22 protein-coding genes are annotated in these 19,897 nt (G+C 42.6%); all 22 read left to right on the forward strand.

The window, feature by feature from the left end:
* Nucleotides 1-25: 25 nt before the first annotated feature.
* The 22 genes from MFP28_RS04655 (at nt 26) to MFP28_RS04760 (ending at nt 19,748) form a co-directional block, all read left to right on the forward strand.
* Entirely contained in the window at nt 26-241 is a 216-nt protein-coding gene (locus MFP28_RS04655; protein WP_000992184.1) for a DUF4314 domain-containing protein, read from the forward strand.
* Between the two features lie 48 nt (nt 242-289).
* Complete coding sequence (locus MFP28_RS04660; protein ID WP_032915857.1) at nt 290-763, forward strand: phage terminase small subunit P27 family; 474 nt, start codon at nt 290-292, stop codon at nt 761-763.
* Nucleotides 760-2,352, forward strand: coding sequence for a terminase large subunit (locus tag MFP28_RS04665; RefSeq protein WP_002906229.1), 1,593 nt, complete (start codon nt 760-762; stop codon nt 2,350-2,352). Before MFP28_RS04660 ends, MFP28_RS04665 begins: the two co-directional genes overlap by 4 nt.
* An 87-nt stretch (nt 2,353-2,439) precedes the next feature.
* The gene (locus tag MFP28_RS04670) at nt 2,440-3,702 is read left to right on the forward strand and encodes a phage portal protein (protein ID WP_032915859.1); all 1,263 of its coding nucleotides are present in this window, start codon (nt 2,440-2,442) and stop codon (nt 3,700-3,702) included.
* Nucleotides 3,695-4,378, forward strand: coding sequence for a head maturation protease, ClpP-related (locus MFP28_RS04675; RefSeq protein ID WP_002906234.1), 684 nt, complete (start codon nt 3,695-3,697; stop codon nt 4,376-4,378). The genes MFP28_RS04670 and MFP28_RS04675 overlap by 8 nt, the downstream gene beginning before the upstream one ends.
* Nucleotides 4,379-4,391: 13 nt before the next feature.
* Nucleotides 4,392-5,573: a phage major capsid protein gene (locus MFP28_RS04680; protein WP_000036012.1), complete on the forward strand. Its 1,182-nt coding sequence runs from the start codon at nt 4,392-4,394 to the stop codon at nt 5,571-5,573.
* Between the two features lie 8 nt (nt 5,574-5,581).
* Nucleotides 5,582-5,863, forward strand: coding sequence for a head-tail connector protein (locus MFP28_RS04685; protein ID WP_008282402.1), 282 nt, complete (start codon nt 5,582-5,584; stop codon nt 5,861-5,863).
* Nucleotides 5,863-6,207 carry a head-tail adaptor protein gene (locus MFP28_RS04690; protein WP_002906236.1) on the forward strand — a complete coding sequence of 115 codons (345 nt, stop codon included), beginning with the start codon at nt 5,863-5,865 and terminating at the stop codon, nt 6,205-6,207. Before MFP28_RS04685 ends, MFP28_RS04690 begins: the two co-directional genes overlap by 1 nt.
* Entirely contained in the window at nt 6,194-6,562 is a 369-nt protein-coding gene (locus tag MFP28_RS04695; RefSeq protein WP_002906238.1) for an HK97 gp10 family phage protein, read from the forward strand. The genes MFP28_RS04690 and MFP28_RS04695 overlap by 14 nt, the downstream gene beginning before the upstream one ends.
* Nucleotides 6,559-6,876 carry a hypothetical protein gene (locus MFP28_RS04700; RefSeq protein ID WP_002906240.1) on the forward strand — a complete coding sequence of 106 codons (318 nt, stop codon included), beginning with the start codon at nt 6,559-6,561 and terminating at the stop codon, nt 6,874-6,876. Before MFP28_RS04695 ends, MFP28_RS04700 begins: the two co-directional genes overlap by 4 nt.
* Before the next feature lie 14 nt (nt 6,877-6,890).
* Entirely contained in the window at nt 6,891-7,469 is a 579-nt protein-coding gene (locus MFP28_RS04705) for a major tail protein (protein WP_002906242.1), read from the forward strand.
* Nucleotides 7,470-7,471: 2 nt separating this feature from the next.
* On the forward strand, nt 7,472-7,891 hold the full coding sequence (locus MFP28_RS04710; protein ID WP_002906244.1) for a hypothetical protein: 420 nt from the start codon (nt 7,472-7,474) through the stop codon (nt 7,889-7,891).
* A 38-nt stretch (nt 7,892-7,929) separates the two neighbouring features.
* Nucleotides 7,930-8,055 carry a hypothetical protein gene (locus tag MFP28_RS04715; RefSeq protein ID WP_001281455.1) on the forward strand — a complete coding sequence of 42 codons (126 nt, stop codon included), beginning with the start codon at nt 7,930-7,932 and terminating at the stop codon, nt 8,053-8,055.
* A gap of 23 nt (nt 8,056-8,078) precedes the next feature.
* Nucleotides 8,079-11,195 (forward strand): phage tail tape measure protein, encoded by a 3,117-nt coding sequence (locus MFP28_RS04720; protein WP_002906246.1) that lies wholly within the window; start codon nt 8,079-8,081, stop codon nt 11,193-11,195.
* Nucleotides 11,192-11,920 (forward strand): hypothetical protein, encoded by a 729-nt coding sequence (locus MFP28_RS04725; RefSeq protein ID WP_002906247.1) that lies wholly within the window; start codon nt 11,192-11,194, stop codon nt 11,918-11,920. Before MFP28_RS04720 ends, MFP28_RS04725 begins: the two co-directional genes overlap by 4 nt.
* Complete coding sequence (locus tag MFP28_RS04730) at nt 11,920-15,213, forward strand: phage tail spike protein (protein WP_002906248.1); 3,294 nt, start codon at nt 11,920-11,922, stop codon at nt 15,211-15,213. The genes MFP28_RS04725 and MFP28_RS04730 overlap by 1 nt, the downstream gene beginning before the upstream one ends.
* A gap of 12 nt (nt 15,214-15,225) precedes the next feature.
* Nucleotides 15,226-15,462: a hypothetical protein gene (locus tag MFP28_RS04735; protein ID WP_002906249.1), complete on the forward strand. Its 237-nt coding sequence runs from the start codon at nt 15,226-15,228 to the stop codon at nt 15,460-15,462.
* On the forward strand, nt 15,437-15,778 hold the full coding sequence (locus MFP28_RS04740; RefSeq protein ID WP_002906251.1) for a hypothetical protein: 342 nt from the start codon (nt 15,437-15,439) through the stop codon (nt 15,776-15,778). Before MFP28_RS04735 ends, MFP28_RS04740 begins: the two co-directional genes overlap by 26 nt.
* Nucleotides 15,775-16,176, forward strand: a complete 402-nt coding sequence (locus MFP28_RS04745; RefSeq protein ID WP_002906253.1) for a phage holin family protein — start codon at nt 15,775-15,777, stop codon at nt 16,174-16,176. The genes MFP28_RS04740 and MFP28_RS04745 overlap by 4 nt, the downstream gene beginning before the upstream one ends.
* A 1-nt stretch (nt 16,177) precedes the next feature.
* Nucleotides 16,178-17,128 (forward strand): LysM peptidoglycan-binding domain-containing protein, encoded by a 951-nt coding sequence (locus MFP28_RS04750; RefSeq protein ID WP_002906254.1) that lies wholly within the window; start codon nt 16,178-16,180, stop codon nt 17,126-17,128.
* Between the two features lie 144 nt (nt 17,129-17,272).
* Nucleotides 17,273-18,496 carry a recombinase family protein gene (locus MFP28_RS04755; protein WP_002906255.1) on the forward strand — a complete coding sequence of 408 codons (1,224 nt, stop codon included), beginning with the start codon at nt 17,273-17,275 and terminating at the stop codon, nt 18,494-18,496.
* Nucleotides 18,402-19,748, forward strand: a complete 1,347-nt coding sequence (locus tag MFP28_RS04760) for a recombinase family protein (protein WP_427192027.1) — start codon at nt 18,402-18,404, stop codon at nt 19,746-19,748. The genes MFP28_RS04755 and MFP28_RS04760 overlap by 95 nt, the downstream gene beginning before the upstream one ends.
* The last annotated feature ends 149 nt before the right edge of the window (nt 19,749-19,897 follow it).

The raw sequence follows: 19,897 nt of genomic DNA on the forward strand, positions 1-19,897 counted from the left end.
AATTGAACCCCAAAGGAGAACAAAGATGAATGCGAAGATTGTAGAATTATTAAAAAAGCGGTATCCTGCTGGAACAAGGGTGCGACTCTTAAAAATGGAAGACCCGAATCCAGTGCCAATTGGTATGTTGGGAACGGTGGAAGATGTAGATGATATTGGTTCCTTGGTTGTTCAATGGGACAATGGCCGACAACTCCATGTGTTACATGGTATTGATGAAGTAGAGAAAATCGATTCATAAGAAATTAAGCCTTCGGGCTTTTTCTTGTGGGCTGAAGGGGGTGAGGGCATGGCACAAAAGGGCAGAAAGCCCAAACCAACCAGTTTGAAAATCTTGGAAGGTAATCCTGGCAAGCGCCCCCTTCCAAAGAATGAAATTCAGCCTAAGAAGAAAGCCCCTAGATGCCCTTCCTGGCTTGAAGAAGATGCTAAAAAAGAATGGAAGCGTATAGGTAAAATCCTGGAAGGGTTGGGACTTTTAACTGATATGGATATGATGGCTTTTGCGGGTTACTGCCAAGCTTATGCACGCTGGAAGGAAGCAGAAGAGTTTCTTTCAAAACACGGCTCTATCATCAAAACTCCCAATGGCTATCTCCAACAAGTGCCACAAGTTTCCATTTCTCAGACCAATCTCAAAATCATGCTCAAGTTCTGTGAGCAGTTTGGCTTAACGCCATCTGCCAGAACACGGCTGGCTTCAATGGATACAGAAGTGGGTTCAGGAGATGAAATGGAAGATTTACTTGGAGGTCGCTTATGACGTATCACTATATCCCTTCTCCCTTCATGCTTCCAACTTCTCATTATGATGAGAAAAAGGCAGACCGGGCAGTAACCTTCATTCAGAATCTCTGCCACACCAAAGGGCGCTGGGCGGGACAGAAATTCTTATTATTACCCTGGCAGGAACAAATTGTACGTGACCTTTTTGGTATCGTAAAGGAAGATGGGAATCGACAGTTCCTGACGGCCTATGTAGAGATTCCCAAAAAGAATGGGAAGTCTGAACTGGCTGCTGCAATTGCTCTTTATCTCTTATACGCAGATGGGGAAGCCAGTGCCGAAGTGTATGGAGCAGCTTGTGACCGAAATCAGGCTTCTATTGTTTTTGATGTGGCCAAGCAAATGGTTTTGATGAGCAGGGCTTTAGAAAAACGCTCCAAAGTCATGGGTGCCACTAAACGTATCATCAATTATTCCAATGCAGGCTTCTATCAAGTATTATCGGCTGAAACTGGAACCAAGCATGGACTCAATGTATCAGGTTTGGTCTTTGATGAAATCCATGCCCAGCCCAATCGTCATTTGTATGATGTCTTAACCAAAGGGAGTGGTGATGCCAGAGAGCAGCCCCTCTTTTTTATTATCACGACAGCAGGAAATGACAAAAACTCCATCTGCTATGAACTGCATACCAAGGCCTTAGATATACTAAAGGGGCGAAAAAAAGATAGTACCTTTTATCCAGTTGTTTATGGCCTTTCAGAAGAAGATGATTGGAACGATGAAGAGAATTGGCTAAAGGCTAATCCCTCCCTTGGTCATACAATTGGGATTGACCGGGTTCGAGAAGCTTATCTGAATGCCTTAGATAACCCGGCAGAAGAAAATGTATTCAAGCAATTGCGACTCAATATCTGGACCAATTCAGCTGTGACTTGGATTCCGGAACATATCTACGATAAAGGAAGACAGCCGATTGATGTTGAGAGTCTCAAAGGAAGAGATTGTTATGCTGGTCTGGATTTATCTTCCACTTCAGATATTACAGCCTTTGTCCTAATCTTCCCACCAAGAAATGAAGCAGAGAACTATCAAGTTCTTCCATATTTTTGGTTGCCTGAAGAAACCTTGGTTCTTAGATCTAGACGAGACCATGTGTTGTACGATGTCTGGAAAAAGAAAGGATTTCTTCTTACCACGGAAGGGAATGTTGTTCATTATGGATTTATTGAACGGTACATTGAAAAACTGTCCACTATCTATCATATCAAAGAAATTGCCTATGACCGCTGGAATGCGACACAGATGGTTCAGAACTTAGAAGGCATGGGCTTAACAATGGTTCCATTTGGTCAGGGCTATAAGGACATGAGTCCACCTTCCAAAGAGTACTATAAACTTATGATGGAAGGTAAAATCCAGCATGGAGGTCATCCGGTTCTAAAATGGATGGCCCAAAACGTAGTCATGAGACAGGACCCAGCCGGAAATATTAAGCCTGATAAAGAAAAATCTGTCGAAAAGATTGACGGGATTATTGCGACCATTATGGCTTTAGACAGGTGCATTCGACATCAAAAGAATGACGGTAGTATTTATGATGAGCGAGGAATCTTATACTTTTAAATTTATTAGATTTTCCACAATTGAAAGAGTGATTGTAAAGCATCTCAAGCGAGGTGCTTTTTTTCATGCCTAGAAAAGGAGATGACTATGGGAATATTGGAACGATTAGGACTAAAACGACAGAGGGGAGAGCCCAAAAATAAGTATGAAGGGAATGACTTTTCGCTACTCTTTGGTCGAACCACGAGTGGGAAAACGGTCAATGAACGGACGGCATTACAAACGACAGCGGTCTATGCCTGCGTAAGGATTCTGTCAGAGACCATTGCATCTTTACCTCTTCATGTTTATCGATACACCGAAGGAGGAAAAGCAAAGGATACGGAACATGTCCTTTACACGCTTTTGCATGATGAGCCGAATCCTGACATGACATCTTTTGTCTTTCGGGAAACCTTGATGAGCCATCTCTTGATCTGGGGAAATGCCTATTCTCAGATTCTTCGTGACCGTTCAGGTCAGGTGATTGGACTGTATCCTTTGCTGCCGGATCAGATGAGTGTTCACCGTAGTGAAAAGGGCAAGCTCTATTATGTTTACAATCGCTATGAGGAAGACAATCCTAATTTTCAGGAAAAAGGGAGCATCGTCTTATCACAAGAAGAAGTGCTTCACATTCCGGGATTAGGGTTTGATGGTCTGATTGGTTATTCTCCGATTGCTCTGGCAAAGAATGCAGTGGGGATGACACTTGCTTGTGAAGAATATGGCGCTAGTTTCTTTGGCAATGGGGCTAACCCTGGGGGAGTTCTCGAACACCCGGGTATCTTAAAAGACCCAGGAAAGGTCCGAGATTCCTGGAATGCAGTCTATCAGGGGACACGAAATGCTCATAAGGTCGCAGTCCTGGAAGAAGGGATGAGCTATAAGCAAATTGGCATTCCGCCTGAAGAAGCGCAGTTCTTGGAAACACGCAAATTTCAAATTAATGAGATTGCGCGTCTCTTTCGGATTCCACCGCACATGGTAGGAGATTTAGAGAAGTCCAGTTTTTCTAATATTGAGCAACAATCTCTTGAGTTTGTTAAGTATACCTTGGACCCCTGGGTGGTTCGGTTTGAACAGGCTTTTAAGAAAAGTTTGCTGCTGCCGGAAGAGAAGAAGACCCATTTCATCAAATTTAATGTGGACGGCTTGCTTCGTGGGGATTACCAAAGTCGGATGAATGGCTATGCGATTGGCCGACAAAACGGTTGGCTATCAACCAATGACATCAGGAAGTTAGAAGAACTTAACCCTATACCGTCAGAAGAAGGTGGTGACCTTTATCTCATTAATGGAAATATGACCAAGTTAAAGGATGCAGGAGGATTTATGAAAACAAATCAAGAAGGAGAGAGTCATGAATAAATTTTGGAATTTCAGCGAGGATGAAATGGGGCGCGTACTGCATCTAAATGGCACAATCGCCAGTGAATCCTGGGTGGATGATGATGTGACTCCACAAATCTTTAAGAATGAACTCATGAGTGGCAGTGGTCCATTGACCTTATGGATTAATTCACCGGGTGGAGATGTCTTTGCGGCAGCCCAAATCTACAACATGTTAATGGACTACAAAGATGACGTGACCGTCAATATTGATGGCATTGCAGCTTCGGCAGCCAGTGTCATTGCTATGGCGGGAACCACCGTCAATATGAGTCCAGTAGCTATGATGATGATTCACAATCCGATGACAGTCGCAATTGGCGATTCTAAAGAAATGGAGAGAGCCATTGCTATGTTATCGGAAGTCAAAGAGTCCATTCTCAATGCCTATGAAATTAAGACTAGTTTATCTCGGGTACAGCTATCCCACTTGATGGATGCTGAGTCTTGGTTTAATGCTAAGAAGGCTCTTGAACTTGGATTTGCGGATTCTATTTTGTATGAGCCTGCACCTCATGAAGATGGGACGGTTCAAAGTATGATGTTTAGTCGAGCAGCGGTGACCAACCAGCTGCTTTTAAAATTGGCTGATAAAAAACCTCAGCCCAAAACACCAGTTTCTCAGTTAGAGAAACGGTTGTCACTCTTGAAATAAGAAAGGAATAACCATGAGTAAAATTTTACAATTGCGGGAAAAACGAGCACAGGTATGGGAGAAAGCAAAAAGCTTTCTGGATACCTGTCGGGATGATAAGGGGCTGGTTTCTGTAGAAGATACGGCCCGTTATGAAGAAATGGAAGATGAGGTTGTTCGCCTTGGTAAAGAGATTGAACGCTTGGAGCGGCAGGAAGCACTGGATAAGGAATTAGCCAGTCCGGTTAGTCAAGCGATTGTTGCCAATCCAACTGTAGGCGGAGGAAATCCAAAAGGCGGACGTTCCTCTAAAGCCTATAACACAGCTTTTTGGAACAATATCCGCAAGAAAAACTTCTATGATATCGAAAATACCCTCAGTATTGGAGACGACTCACGTGGCGGTTACTTGGTTCCAGATGAATATGAGAAACGCCTGATTCAGGCTCTTCAAGAAGAAAACTTCATGCGGAGTCTTGCAACGGTCATTCAGACTTCAAGCGGGGAGCGGAAGATTCCAGTTGTGTCAGGGAACGGTGAAGCCACTTGGATGGATGAGAACTCTAAGTTTAAGGAATCAGAAGATACCTTTAGTCAAGTAACGCTTGGTTCCCATAAGGTTGGAACAGCCATTAAGATTTCTGATGAGCTGCTCTATGATTCCGTCTTTGATTTGGAAAGCTATATGGCTAATGAATTTGCTCGTCGTATTGGTGTGAAGGAAGAAGAAGCTTTTCTGATTGGTGATGGAACAGGTAAGCCAACTGGAATTTTTCAAACGGTCACTGAAGGGGCGACTAGTGGTGGTGCGACGATTACCTTTGACGATGTCATGGATTTGTATCACTCGCTTAAATCACCTTATCGGAAAAATGCAGTATGGATTTTGAACGATTCGACTGTCAAAGCCTTACGGAAACTCAAGGACAATAATGGCAACTATATCTGGCAGCCATCTGTTCAAGCTGGTGTACCAGATATGATTCTGAATCGTCCTTATTTCACCTCTAGCTTTGTACCAACGATTGATACAGGTAAGAAAGTTTTGGCTTTCGGTGACTTTTCTTACTACTGGATTGCGGACCGTCAAGGACGTTCCTTTAAGCGTCTGAATGAGCTCTATGCAGAAAGTGGTCAAGTTGGCTTCCTTGCTAGTCAGCGTGTGGATGGTAAGTTAATTCTGAATGAAGCGGTTAAAGTTTTGACCATGAAATGAGGCTTCTCATGAAGATTAGTTTGGAGGAAGCAAAGAACTATCTAAGGGTTGAACACTCAGAGGATGACCACTTGATTCAAGTCATGATTTCTGCCAGTGAAGAGTTGTGTTCCAGTATCCTACGCAAGAATCTGGAGGAAGTGACGGAGGAGAAAGAAGTTGACTTCCTTCAGACGATTGTTTTGTTTGGGACAGCTTATCTTTACGAGCACCGAGAAGAAGGAGGGCAGGAGAGTTTGGTAGAACTCCTCAAGGCTCTTCTTTCTGCTCACAGAAGGGATGTGTTCTGATGAAGATAGCTCCATTAAGCAAACGGGTTTTCTTTGAAAAACGAGTCATTGTGAAAGATGCTATTGGCAATGAAAGCAGTCAGTGGCAGCAATTGTTTTCTAGGTGGTGTTCCTGCAAGGTACTTCTTGAAACGGAAGGCACTGCAACAGTAATGGTCAAGAATATTCATCAGTTACGCTTTACGCTGCGCTATGACCCAGCTATTCAAGAGTTGGATAGTAAAACCACTCGTCTACGCTTTGATAATAAGGTTTATAATATCAAGGCCATTGATTCGTTGACTTATCCTCAGAAGATAATCCTGATAGATGCGACAGAGGAGGTACAATATGCCAACAATTGACCCGTCTGACCTAGCTCGGGTTGTTCAAAAGGAGTTAGAAGATTATGTTGAAAGGTCTACTGAAACAGTGAAAGCAGTGGTGGAAGACAGTACGCAGGAAGCCGTCAATGAGTTAAAGCAACATTCTCCAAAAAATCGGGGAAAATATGCTCGAGGATGGACCTCTACCGCGACTAAAGAAACGAATCTAGCTTTGACAAAAACGATTCATAATCGAACACCAGGACTGACGCATCTCTTAGAAAATGGTCATGCCAAACGAGGCGGTGGTAGGGTTGAAGGAATTCGGCATATTGCTCCTGTTGAAGAAAAGATGATTCGACAATTTGAAGAGCGCTTGAAGGAGAAGTTATGAAAAAAGATGAGTGGTTTCCATTTTTAAGCAGTCTAGGTTTGTCCTGTGCTTACCACCATTTTGAGGAGGGGCATAGTCCAGCTCCTCCCTTTTTGGTGTATTGGTTTCCTGCTTCTCAGAATTATGGAGCAGATAATCTGGCTTATCACAAAGGAAGTCAAGTCAGACTGGAGCTTTATACCGAGAAAAAAGACCTTGGTTTAGAAGAGAAAATAGAAGCGGCACTCGACATTCATTCTCTCTTTTTTGACAAGGAAGAAACCTATCTGGATACAGAAAAGCTGTATCAGGTTATTTATCATTTAAGTCAATAGAAAGGAAAAATCCGATGGAGAAAAATAAAGTCACCTTTGGTTTGCAGGATGTCCATTGGGCAGAAGTGACCAAAGAAGGAGATGATGGGTCGCTGACCTACGGAGCAGTGGAGCGACTTAGGGGTGCCGCAGAGCTGACCTTGGAGCCACAAGGCGATTCTGGTTCATATAAAGCAGACAACATCAATTTTTATACGACAGAATCCAATGATGGCTATGAAGGAACTCTGAAACTGGCTCTTTTGACACAGGAATTTTTGACCCGAGTGTTGGGAGAAACTATCGATGCCCAGAGTAAAGTCATCTCAGAAATTGCAAGCAGCGAAAAGAAAAACTTTGCTTTAATGTTTCGCTTTGAAGGGGATAAGAAAGAAACGCTTCATGTGCTCTATTATTGTTATGCAAGCCGGCCAACCGTTGCTTCTAAAACAAAGAGCGGTTCAGACATCAACGAAGTAGAATTGAAATTCAAAGCCAGTCCTCGGCCGCTGGATAAAATCGTCCGTCGCAGGACCACAGAGGATACCCCAGAAGATGTCAAAAAGACTTGGTTTACAAAAGTCTATGAGCCAACTGTGAAACCGGGAGGTTAATCATGCGGAAAACGATTCAGTTATCAGGTAAGAAAATTGAGCTTGCGACCAATGCTTACACACCAATTGCCTATAAAAAAGAATTTGGAAAAGATTATTTCCAGGACCTGTTTCAAATGTTGCAGGCTGAGTCGATTCTAAAAAAAGTTGAACAGCTAGAAGAAGGCAAAACTTTATCTGCATCTGATGTGGATATGAGCATGTTAGCGGATTTTGATATGACGTTTTTCCACCGGCTCTTTTGGGTTTTTGCCAAATCAGCTAACCCATCTATTGAACCTTTTGAAGAGTTCTTTATGGGCTTAGAAGAATTTCCGCTTCAAACAGTAGGACCGGTTCTGATGGAATTGTTAAATCAAGGGATGACAACCAGAAAAAAGTCGATGCGTCGGAAGAAGCGAGCAGCGAAACCTTCACGGTAGAATCCTATCTTCACTGTTGTAAAGAGACAGGACTATCCATGTCAGATTTAAAAGAGATAACGATTGGCATGGCACTGGACTATCAGACAGACTATGTGGAAGTGCGTACTAAAGAAGCAGATAGAACTCGCAAGGCTACGCAGGTAGACTTTGATAATTTTTGATGTGGTGGTAAGGAGGTGACGGTATGGCTGGAACGATTAAAGGAATCACAATTGAAATTGGAGGCGATACCCAGCCCTTACAAAAAGCTCTAAAAGGGGTGAACCACGAAGCCTTAGAAGCAAGCCGAGAGCTGAGACAAATTGATAAGGCACTAAAATTTGACACAGGCAATGTCACTCTCTTAACTCAGAAACAAGAGGTTTTAGCCAAGCAAGTTCAAACAACCAAAGAGAAGCTAGAGACACTACGTCAAGCCCAATCTCAGGTAGAAGCTCAGTTTCAAAGCGGGAAAATCGGAGCTGATCAGTATCGGGCTTTTCAAAGAGAGGTCGAAATCACTCAGAACACTCTCAAAAGCTATGAAAATAAGCTAGAGGGTGTCAACCGAGCTTTGGAGCAAAATGGCTCCAGTGTCACCAGCAACAAAAGTAAACTAGCTGCTTTAGGAGCTGAACAAAATCAACTAGCATCAGAGAGTGAGAAAGTCGCTTCCTCCTTTAAGTTGCAAGAAAGTCAGCTAGGTCGTAATGCCAGTGAATCTGAAAAACTGGCCCTTGCTCAGAAAAAGGTTGCGTCTCAGTCAGAGATTGTCGAGAGACAGATTGCCAATTTAGAACGGCAGTTAGAGTTGACCAAGGCTGAATACGGTGAGAACTCAGTTGAAGCCAATAAACTAGAAAAGTCACTCAATGAAACCAAGACAGCTTATCATCATCTGCAAGATGAGATGAGCAGCATGAGTGGGGCAAGTGATAATGCTAACCACAGCTTAGCAGAAACTAACAATCTTCTAAGGTCTGAGATTCTAGCCAACTTCAGTGAAAAACTGAGCGAAATCAGTCAGAAGCTGATTGACTTCGGAAAAGCAACACTGGAAGCTTTTCGAGAAGTGGACGAAGGGATGGATATCATCGTCACCAAAACCGGTGCCAGCGGAAAAGCACTGGATGAGATGACAGATATTGCAAAAGGCCTTGCGACTGAAATTCCAACGGACTTTCAAACAGTGGGCAGTGCTGTTGGTGAGCTTAATACCCAGTTTGGGTTGACTGGTGATGCCTTAAAGGACGCTTCTGCGACTTTGATTAAGTACGCAGAAATCAATGGTTCGGACGTGACGGAATCAGCTATTTCTGCAAAACAAGCTATTGAAGCTTATGGACTTGAGACGAGTGATTTAAATCGAGTCTTAGATACTGTCACTTATACGGCCCAGGCGACTGGAGTCAGTGTTCAGGATTTGATGAACAAAGCTATCCAAGGTGCTCCACAAATTAAGGCTTTAGGACTTTCGTTTGATGAGGGTGTGGCTCTTATGGGGCAGTTTGAAAAAAGTGGGGTCGATTCTTCGGCTGCTCTTTCTTCTCTCTCCAAAGCAGCAGTCAACTATGCAGCTAAAGGAAAGACACTGAGTGAAGGCTTAAAAGAAACGGTCGAACAAATCCGAAACAGCACTAGTGAAACGGAAGCCTTAACGCTTGCATCCAGTATCTTTGGTACTAAAGCTGCTCCACGGATGGTGGATGCCATTAAGCGGGGGGCTCTATCTTTTGATGATTTAGCAGGAACCGCAGAAAAAGCAAAGGGAGTGGTTGCTTCCACCTATGAAGCAACACTTGACCCTATTGATCAGTTCACCTTAGCTCAAAATGCAACTAAAGAGGCCATGGCCGAAGTTGGAGGAGCGATTGCAGAAACCCTAGCTCCGTTTCTCCAACAACTTGTCCCGCTTTTAAAAAGTGTTGCGGAATGGTTCGTGAATCTTCCAGAACCTGTGCGGGAGTTCATTCTGGTTGTGGGTGGGCTGGTGACTGTTGCGGGTATTCTCTTACCCATTATTGTGGCCTTACAAGCTGCAGCTTTAGCTCTTGGGACGACGATTGGAGGAATGTTTGCTGCGGCTGCTCCGATTGTAGGGATTGTTCTTGCAGTGATAGCAGCTGTTGCTTTATTAGTCATTGGTATTAAGGAACTGTGGGAACATAATGAAGCTTTCAGAACGGCTGTTACTGAAGCTTGGAATGCTATCTATTCAGCTATTTCTTTCATCGTTCAGCAAGTCGTAGACTTTGTGATGGAAATTTGGGGAACCTTGGTTTCTTGGTGGCAGGAAAATCACCAGTTGATTCAAGATGCTGCAACAACAGTCTGGAATGCCATTTCGACGGTAATCACCACCATTATGGATTTAATTGGGCCTTATCTAACAGCTGTTTGGGAGAATATCAAGCTTGTTGTCACAACAGCCTGGGATATTATCAAGACGATAATAGAAACAGTCCTAAATGTTATTCTTAGCATTATCACATTGGTCATGCAGGTGATCACTGGGGATTGGTCTGGTGCCTGGGAAACCATTAAGCAAATTGTATCTACCGTATGGGAAGGGATTCAGTCCATCATTGGCACCATTCTTAATGCCATCTGGCAATTTATAGTGAATAGCTGGAACGGTATCAGAGATAGTGTTTCAAATATTCTATCAGCCCTTTCTTCTTTATTTTCATCCATTTGGAATGCCATTCAATCCACGGTGACAGGGATTGTTCAGGGGATTGCAAGCACACTATCCAATATCTGGAATGGGATCTTGCAGACCATATCAAATGTTCTAAACAACATCTTCTTAACTGTTCGAAATATTTGGGATGGAATCAAAAATGCCATTTCTGGAGCGATTGATGGGGCTAAAAATGCCGTATCCTCTGCAATCAATGCCATAAAGAATCTCTTTAATTTTCATATCTCTTGGCCGCATATTCCATTGCCGCACTTTAGTGTCAGCGGGTCGGCCAATCCGCTTGATTGGTTAAAGGGGGATATTCCACGGATTGGGATTGAATGGTATGCCAAGGGTGGGATTTTAACCAAGCCAACCATCTTTGGCCTAAATGGTACGAATCTCTTAGCAGGAGGGGAGACAGGCAGAGAAGCGGTTCTTCCCTTAAACCGAGAAACATTGGGTCAGATTGGTCGTGGAATTGCTTCTACCTTGGATGCTCTGCCACAGATTACTATCACTATTTCAGATGTTGTGATCAGAGAAGAAGGGGATTTAGAACTCTTGGCAGAACATGTAGCAGGAAGATTGGCAGAAGAACTCGCTAGGCAAAAACAACTGAAAGGATTGGGAACATGATTCGATACAATGAATTAGTCATTGATGGAGTGCATACTTCTTCGTTTCCTTTTAAGGTAATAGTGGAAAACAGTCCACCGATTGTCATGAAAGGCAGCAAGACTCAGCTCCTTGAGCATAGGGGGATCAGTGGTGCCGTCATGGAAACCAACAAGCATCGCAATGTGATGGAGTTGACATTTAAGATTTATGTGGTCAAACCAAGTGAAGAAGAACTCTTTCAGTTTTTGACTCTCTTTTCTAAAGAACAGTTTTGGATGGAGAGTGAGCAGTTGAAGACAGTTCGGCTTTGGTGCTATAAGGTACTTGTTTCAAAAATGATAAAGGACAAGAATGGAGTTTATGAAATGGAAGCTACATTCCAATGCCATCCCACAAAGTTCTTTAAAGATACAGATAGTCAGTCATTCACTCAAAATGGTGCTTTGCGAACGAAGGGTTCGGCTTTGGCTTTTCCCAAATTGACAATAATGGGAAACACTTCAACTGAAACCAGTTTTACGATTGGTAGTCAGGTTATTCGTTTGGAGAAAATAGAGTCTGGTGAAACACTAGTAATGGATAACAACCCTGACAAACCAAGTTTTAGAACCTCATCAGGAAAAAGAATCAATTGGTCTGGTGACTTTTTGACGATTGACTCTTCAAAAGATAAAACAGTGGGAGTCGTATTGGGAACTGGGATTCAGTCCATTCGTTTTGAGATTGTCTGGGGGTGGGCTTAATGCTTTATTTATTGGATAAGGAAGTACAAACGGTTAAATGGAACGGTATCCCCCTTTATGAAGCGGTATCTGCTAGGGTAAAAGAAACCTTGAATGGAGATTTTACCTTAACCCTCAAGTATCCTATAACGGACAGCCATCTTTATCGTCTGTTGAACGTAGATAAACTCATTAAGGCTCCTGTTCCTGAATTAGGAGAACAGCTTTTTCGGATTAAGAAACCAGTTGAAATGGATGACCATGTGGAGGTTCTGTGTTACCACATTACGGATGATGTCATGCGGCATTCCATTAAGCCAACTGGAAATTCTCAAGTAGGTTGTATGACGGCCTTGTCTAGCATGGTCCAGGCGGCTAAGACAAGTCTTGATCCTTTTTCTTTCACAAGTGATATTACCAAACATAGGGATTTTAATACGACTGAGACAACTACGCTTTATAACGTTCTGTTAGATGGTGCTCATTCCATTGTCGGAACCTGGGAAGGGGAGCTCATTCGAGATAATTTCTCATTCTCCATTCAAGAGCACAGAGGAGAGAATCGTGGTGTCATTGTTACGACTCATCAGAACCTGAAATCATACAAACGGAATAGAAGTTCGCAAACTGTAGTGACACGTATCCATGTTCATTCGACCTTTAAACCAGACGGAGCTAAAGAAGAGAAGACGTTAACCGTGACTGTTGACAGTCCTTTGCTTGATGCTTATCCCTATATCAACGAAAAAGAATTCACGAATAACAATCTTAAAACCCTTGAGGAATTGCGAAAATGGGGTGAGAGTAAATTCTATCATGATAAGATTGACCGAGAGCAAGATGCAATTGTGATAGAAGCTTATGAGCTAGATGGTCAAACGGTTCATTTAGCTGACTGGATTACTCTAAAGAGCAGAAAACACCATGTAGATGTCATCAAACAAGCAATAGCTTATGAATATGATGCGCTGACTAAAGAATATATCTCATTGACCTTTGATGATACTGCAAAAGTAAGTAGCCATGGGAGCTCTTCAAATATAACTGCTACAGCACATTCCATTTTGAATCTTGCTAAAGTCAGTCAAGAGTTGATGATTGAACGAGCCTTAGAAAATGCCAATCGAGCCTTTGATGCAGCTTTTGAGAAGCAAGAGAGTATTGTATTAGATGGCATTGAAAAGGCAAAAGCAAAGGCAGAGGAAATTGCAGCTCAGACTCGTGAACAGATTCAGAGTTCGTTTACTGCTTTTACGAAAACGACAGAGTCGTCTCTTCATACGATTACTCAAAAGACGGAAGAAGCATTAGGGAAGGTAGGATCCACTCAGAAAGTTCTGAACAACGTCCAAGAAGTAACGAATCGAACAACAGCAGAATTGAAAGTTTTTCAAACAGAAACTCTTCAGAAAATGGGTACTTTTGTCAGTAAGACAGAAGTCAAGCAAACTCTATCCGGTCTTGAAACAACTCTCCAACAGGTTCAGGGGTATGTTTCAAAAGATGGTGAACGGCGCGAACGACTGGAGCAGTATGTGCGGACGGAAACAGCCAATCAGGCCAGAACTGTCCGAGAGCAAGTAGCCAAGGACTATGTCGCAAAAGCCTCCTATTCAGAAGATGTGAAAGGTTTAAATCGTCGCTTTGAGAGTTTGCAAATTGGTGGGCGCAACTACATCCGTCATTATGATTTTGATGGTCTGTTACCCCTCTCGTCTAATGTATCAGAATGGAAGTTTGAACGGGTGCCGGATACGAATGCCAAAAGTGGCTACTATCTCAAAGCTATTTGTACCAAAGCAGGAAATGGCGGTTTTCATAAGCCTATTTTTGATATGAGAGGGACTGAATGGCAAGGGAAGAAGATGGTCTATGCGGCTGATATGAAAGCGAGTCGTTCGGTATCGGTTCGCTTTGGTTTTGAGACAGGTGGTGTTTCGACCGTGACGCTTCAAACTGAATGGCATCGGTTTGTTCACCCCTTTAGCGTGAAGTTTGAGAAATATTGGTCCTGGGTCTGTTATTCAAATGGCTGGCAGGTTGGTGATATTCTCTACATCCGTGACCCTCAATTGGAAGATGGAACGATTGCGACAACACCAAGTCCAGCACCAGAAGATGATAGGCAGTATACAGAAACAAAGATTGCTTCTTATTCTCAGACATTGGAGGGACGTTTTTCAGAAATCATGCAGGCAGTCAATAGCAAAACCAGCAGCAGTGACTTTCAAAAGATTCAGGAAACAGTTAATCTGTACTCACGGCTCATTGGCTCAAAGGAAGACAGTGTCAAACATAACTTGGCCCAGATTGTCCTGACAGATTCTTCCTATGTGACCAAGGTGACGGATTTGACCCAGAAAGTTTCTACTGTTCAAACTCAGCTCGCAAACAGTTGGTCGGTTCAGTATTTGACTTCAAGTGGGGCAGTACTAAACAGTTTGAATCTATTAGCGAATGGAGTAAATCATATCCATGGTAGACTCACTCATATCACAGGACAAACTTTAATTGACCATGCTGTGATTAAGTCTGCCATGGTGGATAAGTTAAAGACAGCCAACTTTGAATCGGGATCAGTCACAACCGCAATCTTAAGTGCAGAAGCAGTAACGGCTGAGAAACTGAAAGTAGATGATGCCTTGTTTAACAAGCTATCTGCGACCGAAGCTTATCTGAGGAAGCTTTTCTCAAAGCAGGCCTTCATCAGCCAGGTGCAGTCGGTAACTTTATCTGCGAACAAGATATCAGGTGGTATCCTAACAGCCATAAATCGAGCTATGGAAATCAGTCTCAATGCAGGTCAGATTTTGTATTATACAGACCAAGCAGCCTTGAAACGAGTTCTGACTGGTTATCCAACCCAGTTTATTAAGTTTGCGACAGGGAATGTCGATGGCAAAGGAAGAGCGGGTGTAACTGTTATTGGCTCCAATCGTTATGGCACTGAAAGCTCCAATGATAGTGGCTTTGTCGGTATTCGAGCTTGGAATGGGTACAATATCGATTCACTTGATCTGGTTGGGGATGAATTATCTTTTGCCAGTTCTGCCTATGATAATAAAGACGGTTGGGTCATGACCACAACAGGAAAACTCCAACTGCGCCCGAGCAGGAAACAGGACAGAAGGGATTCAACCATTAATACAGGCGATGTTTGGCTCTATTTAGATACAAGCGGTAATTATGTCTCACTTCACGAGGTATTACAACGGATGTCTAATAGCATTGGGGCGCTCTATGAATACAGGGCTAGCCATAGTGAGGGGCATCCATCTTGGTGGGATACCAGAAACCTAGTCGGACATTTATAAGAAAGGAAACAAATGAATTCAGAAGAAATTAATCAGGCTCTTCGATTAACCATTGAAGAGCTGACCAGAAAGCTGGCTGATGAGGTAACATCAAAGAACCTCTTAGCCATTCAATTGACTCAGAAAGAGGAAGCTTACCAAGTTCTCCTTCAGAAGAAAGAAGAATTGGAAGCTGATCTCAAAGAAGCAACTACACCATTAAAAATAGATGGAGGAAAGAAAGATGGAAGAAAAGGAATTACTACCTGATCTAAGTAGAATTACAGAACCTTTTGATTTGGTGGCAGCACTCACTTATATGCGTGAGAATGGTGAGTTCATTCGCTGCAAAAATGAGGGGGAGGATTTTTATATGTACCGAGAAGTACAAAAGCGTCCCGTGATTAAAGAAGGTCGACGTCAGTTGATGGAAGTCGAAACAGTGGGAGCTCTGACTCAGTGGGGAGCGACAGTCCCTACCATGAATTTGTCTGAGTTATTCCACAAGAATTTCTATATCATGCAGTTTGATGAAAAAGGGAATCCAGACTGGAGCGAACCGCATAGAAAGGAAAATGCATCATGAAACAGTTAGTTTTTGCGAATAAAGTCTTGTTTTCCACAGTAGGAGGACTTTTAGGAAGTGTTTTTGGTGATTGGGATGGTTTTATTTTTGCCTTGATTTTCTTCATATCTATTGATTATATTAGTGGGCTGATGGCAGCTGTGGTGGAGAAGAAACTGTCCAGTGAAGTAGGTTTTCGAGGTCTCTTTAAAAAGGCTGTGATTTTGATGCTGGTGGCCATGGGGCAGATTATTGATACCCACATTTTAAAACAGGGTGGTATTATCCGTACGGCTATTATTTTCTATTACTTGTCCAATGAAGGACTCAGCATCATTGAAAATGCGGCTCGGATTGGTTTACCAGTTCCAGAAAAACTAAAGCAAACCTTGAAACAATTAAAATCGGAGGAAAAATAAGATGGCTTTATTTGGAGTAGATATTAGTGAACACAATGGTTTTATTGATTTTGATCAGTTGAAAAACAATGTTGACTTTGTGATTATTCGTTCGTCCTGGGGCATCTTTGCGGAAGATTTGCGAGCACGTCGAAACGCATCTGAGTGTGAACGGGTTGGGATTCCATATGGTTTCTACCATTATAGCTATGCTCGAAACTTGGGAGAAGCACAAGCTGAGGTCAATGCCTTTTTGAATTTTGCCCGACAATTCCATCCCTCTATGCCGCTTTACATTGATATGGAAGATGCGGACAGCTGGAAAGCCAACAATGGGGGCGTAAGCTGGGAAACCTCTACGGCTATCTGCCGACTGTTTTGTGACAATGTAGAAGCCGCTGGTTATTGGACTGGTGTGTATGCGAGCCTGTACTGGTTCCAGAATATGGGCGACTTGTCCCGCTATACCAACTGGGTAGCTCAGTGGCAGGTGGCTGCTTGTGCTGTTCCGACGGATATCTGGCAATTTACCAGTGACGGAGTTGTTGGCGGTATCAGTGGCCGAGTGGATTCCAACTATATGTACCGGGATTTGCGTTCTGTTTATACCGGACAGGTACCAGAACCTCGGCCAGAAGTGCCACAGCAAGCAACAGCCCCAGCGTCAACTGGGACTTACACGGTTCAAGAAGGGGATACCTTATCAGCTATTGCGGCTCTTTATGGAACAAGTTATCAGGAATTAGCCGCTATCAATGGGATTGCCAATCCTGACTTGATTTATCCGGGGCAAGTTCTGCAGGTTACTGGAAGTGCGCAAGCACCTAGTAGCACCACCTATACAGTTGAAAACGGAGATACGCTTTCCGCTATTGCGGATATGTACGGAACGAACTATCAGCACTTAGCAGCTATCAATGGAATTGAAAATCCAGATTTGATTTACCCCGGTCAAGTGTTACGGATTGAATAAAATGCTAAGGTCTGTGTGGAACCTTTCATGTAGGCCTTTTACATAGACAGCATTTCAACTAGAAAAATGCTTGAATGAGTGGGCTGAATACTTGATAAATTTGGCCTTTAGAGTGATATATAGTAAGGAAGAAAGGAGAGTGGAATGAAGCCAGGAAAGATAAGAGTTTGTGCCTATGCGCGGGTTTCAACCATGACAGAAAAACAGCAGGATTCCCTCACCAATCAGCAAGCCTACTATAATCATTTCTATCAAAACAAAAAAGATGTCGATTTTATCGGGGTGTATTATGATCAGGGGATTTCGGGCAAACTGGCCAAGCGTCCAGGCTTTCAGCAGATGCTGGAGGATTGCAGGGCGGGAAAGATTGATGTCATTCATACTAAGTCCATTTCTCGCTTTTCCAGAAACACGGAGTTATTACTTGCAGTAAGCCGGGAACTGAAAACTATTCAAGTGGATATCTTCTTTGAAGAACAAAATCTTCATACCTTATCGAACGAAGGTGAGGTCATGCTTACGGTTCTTGCCAGCTACGCAGAAGAAGAACTTCGCAACATGAGTGAGAACCAACGGTGGGCTTTTCAGAAGAAGTTCCAGCGAGGGGAGCTAGTGATTAATACCAAGCGCTTCTTAGGCTATGACAAGGATGAGAACGGTGAGTTAATCATCAATCCTGAGGAAGCTAAAATCGTCAAACGGATTTATAACCTTTATTTATCTGGTATGGGAGTTCATGTCATCGCAAAGCTATTCAATGAAGAGAAACTTTCTACGGTAGACGGTGGGAAATGGTATTCAAGCACCATTACCAATATTCTAAAAAACGAAAAGTATAAGGGAGATGCAATCCTGCAAAAATACTATTTTGCGGAAATCAAGGCCAAGCAACGGCTCAACCAAGGTCAGGTGCAGCAGTACCTGATTACAGATAACCATGAAGCTATTGTATCCAGAGAAGATTGGGAAGCCGTTAAAAAGCGACTGAAACAGAATCGAAAGGCAAAGCTAAGCATTGATTACAATAGACGATATCCTTTGAGTGGCTTATTGAAATGCGAGCATTGTGGCTCTACTTTAAAACGACAGAAGTACTACAAAGGAAAGGTTGTGTGGGTCTGCAGCAAGTATATCCGAGAAGGGAAGGTCGCCTGCATCGGCATGCGCGTGCCAGACAGTGTAGTACAGGATTGGAGTATCCATGAGCCCACAGTGGTAAAGGAGGAGAACATCGGTGGCAAAAAATATTACAGTTATTCCAGCAAAGAAAACGATACAAGTCGAGCAGAAGCAACACATTCAGAAAATCCGAATGGCGGCCTACTGCCGAGTATCCACCGACCAAGACGAACAGCTATCAAGCTATGAGAACCAGGTTCGGTATTACAAAGAGTATATTCAGCAGAATCCTCTCTACGAGTTGGTTGATATTTATGCGGATGAGGGGATTTCAGGAACTAATACCAAGAAACGCACAGAGTTTAATAGGTTGATAGCTGACTGCCGAAAAGGCAAAGTAGATAGAATCATTGTGAAGTCTATCAGCCGTTTTTCTAGGAACACGCTAGACTGCTTGAAATATGTTCGGGAGTTAAAAGAACTTGGAATTGGAGTTACCTTTGAAAAGGAGAATATTGACAGCTTGGATGCCAAAGGTGAGGTGCTCTTGACCATTCTTTCTTCCTTGGCCCAAGACGAATCTCGTTCTATCTCAGAGAATGCGACCTGGGGAATCCGTAAGAAGTTTGAGCGTGGTGAGGTTCGTGTGAATACCACTAAGTTTATGGGATATGATAAGGATGAGAATGGTAAATTAATCATTGTTCCTGAACAAGCAGAAACAGTTAAAATGATTTACAAGAAATTTTTAGAGGGATTTAGCCCTGAGTCTATAGCTAGGTATTTAAATGAAAATGACATATGTGGTTGGACTGGAAAAGCTAATTGGTATCCAAGTGCCATTCAAAAGATGCTTCAGAATGAAAAGTATAAGGGAGATGCCTTATTACAGAAGACCTTCACTGTAGATTTTTTGACAAAAAAACGTAGTGTTAATGATGGTCAAGTCAACCAATACTATGTAGAAGATAGCCATGAAGCTATTATTGATAAAGAAGCATGGGAACTAGTGCAACTGGAATTAGCAAGGAGAAAAGCATTTCGTGAAGAACATCAACTAAACTTTTACATCATGCAAAATAAGGACAACCCTTTTACTACCAAGGTGTTCTGTGCAGAATGCGGTTCAGCTTTTGGACGTAAGAACTGGACCACGAGCAGGGGCAAGCGGCCTGTCTGGCAGTGCAATAACCGGTACAAGGTAAAAGGTGTTCAGGGCTGTACTAATCGCCATATTGACGAGGAAACGCTGCAGCAAGCTTTCCTTAGAGCTTTAGAAATTCTAAGGGAAAATAAAGAAAAGCTACGAGATAAGTGGGATAACTTTAGAGAAGAACAAAAGCTGGAGAGGTACCATGCGGCTAAATTAAAGGAGACACTTAATAGTAATCAGGAAGAATTCAATGGAAGAAAAATGTGCCAGGTTCTCGAGAAGATTAGTCTTGGAGAAGACGGTAACATCACCGTTAAGTTTTTAGAAGGAACAGAAGTAAATTTATAAGGCTGTAGTTACAGAATGAGATACTATCACTACAGCTTTTTTTCTATTTTAATGTTATAATTAAAGATAAGTTTTAAATTTTTAAAGTCAATTTTACATATATAAATTAATTTGACATGGAATATGTTATAATGATAAGGCACAAATTG

This window comes from Streptococcus sanguinis (assembly GCF_050234405.1).
Lineage (GTDB): Bacteria > Bacillota > Bacilli > Lactobacillales > Streptococcaceae > Streptococcus > Streptococcus sanguinis_W.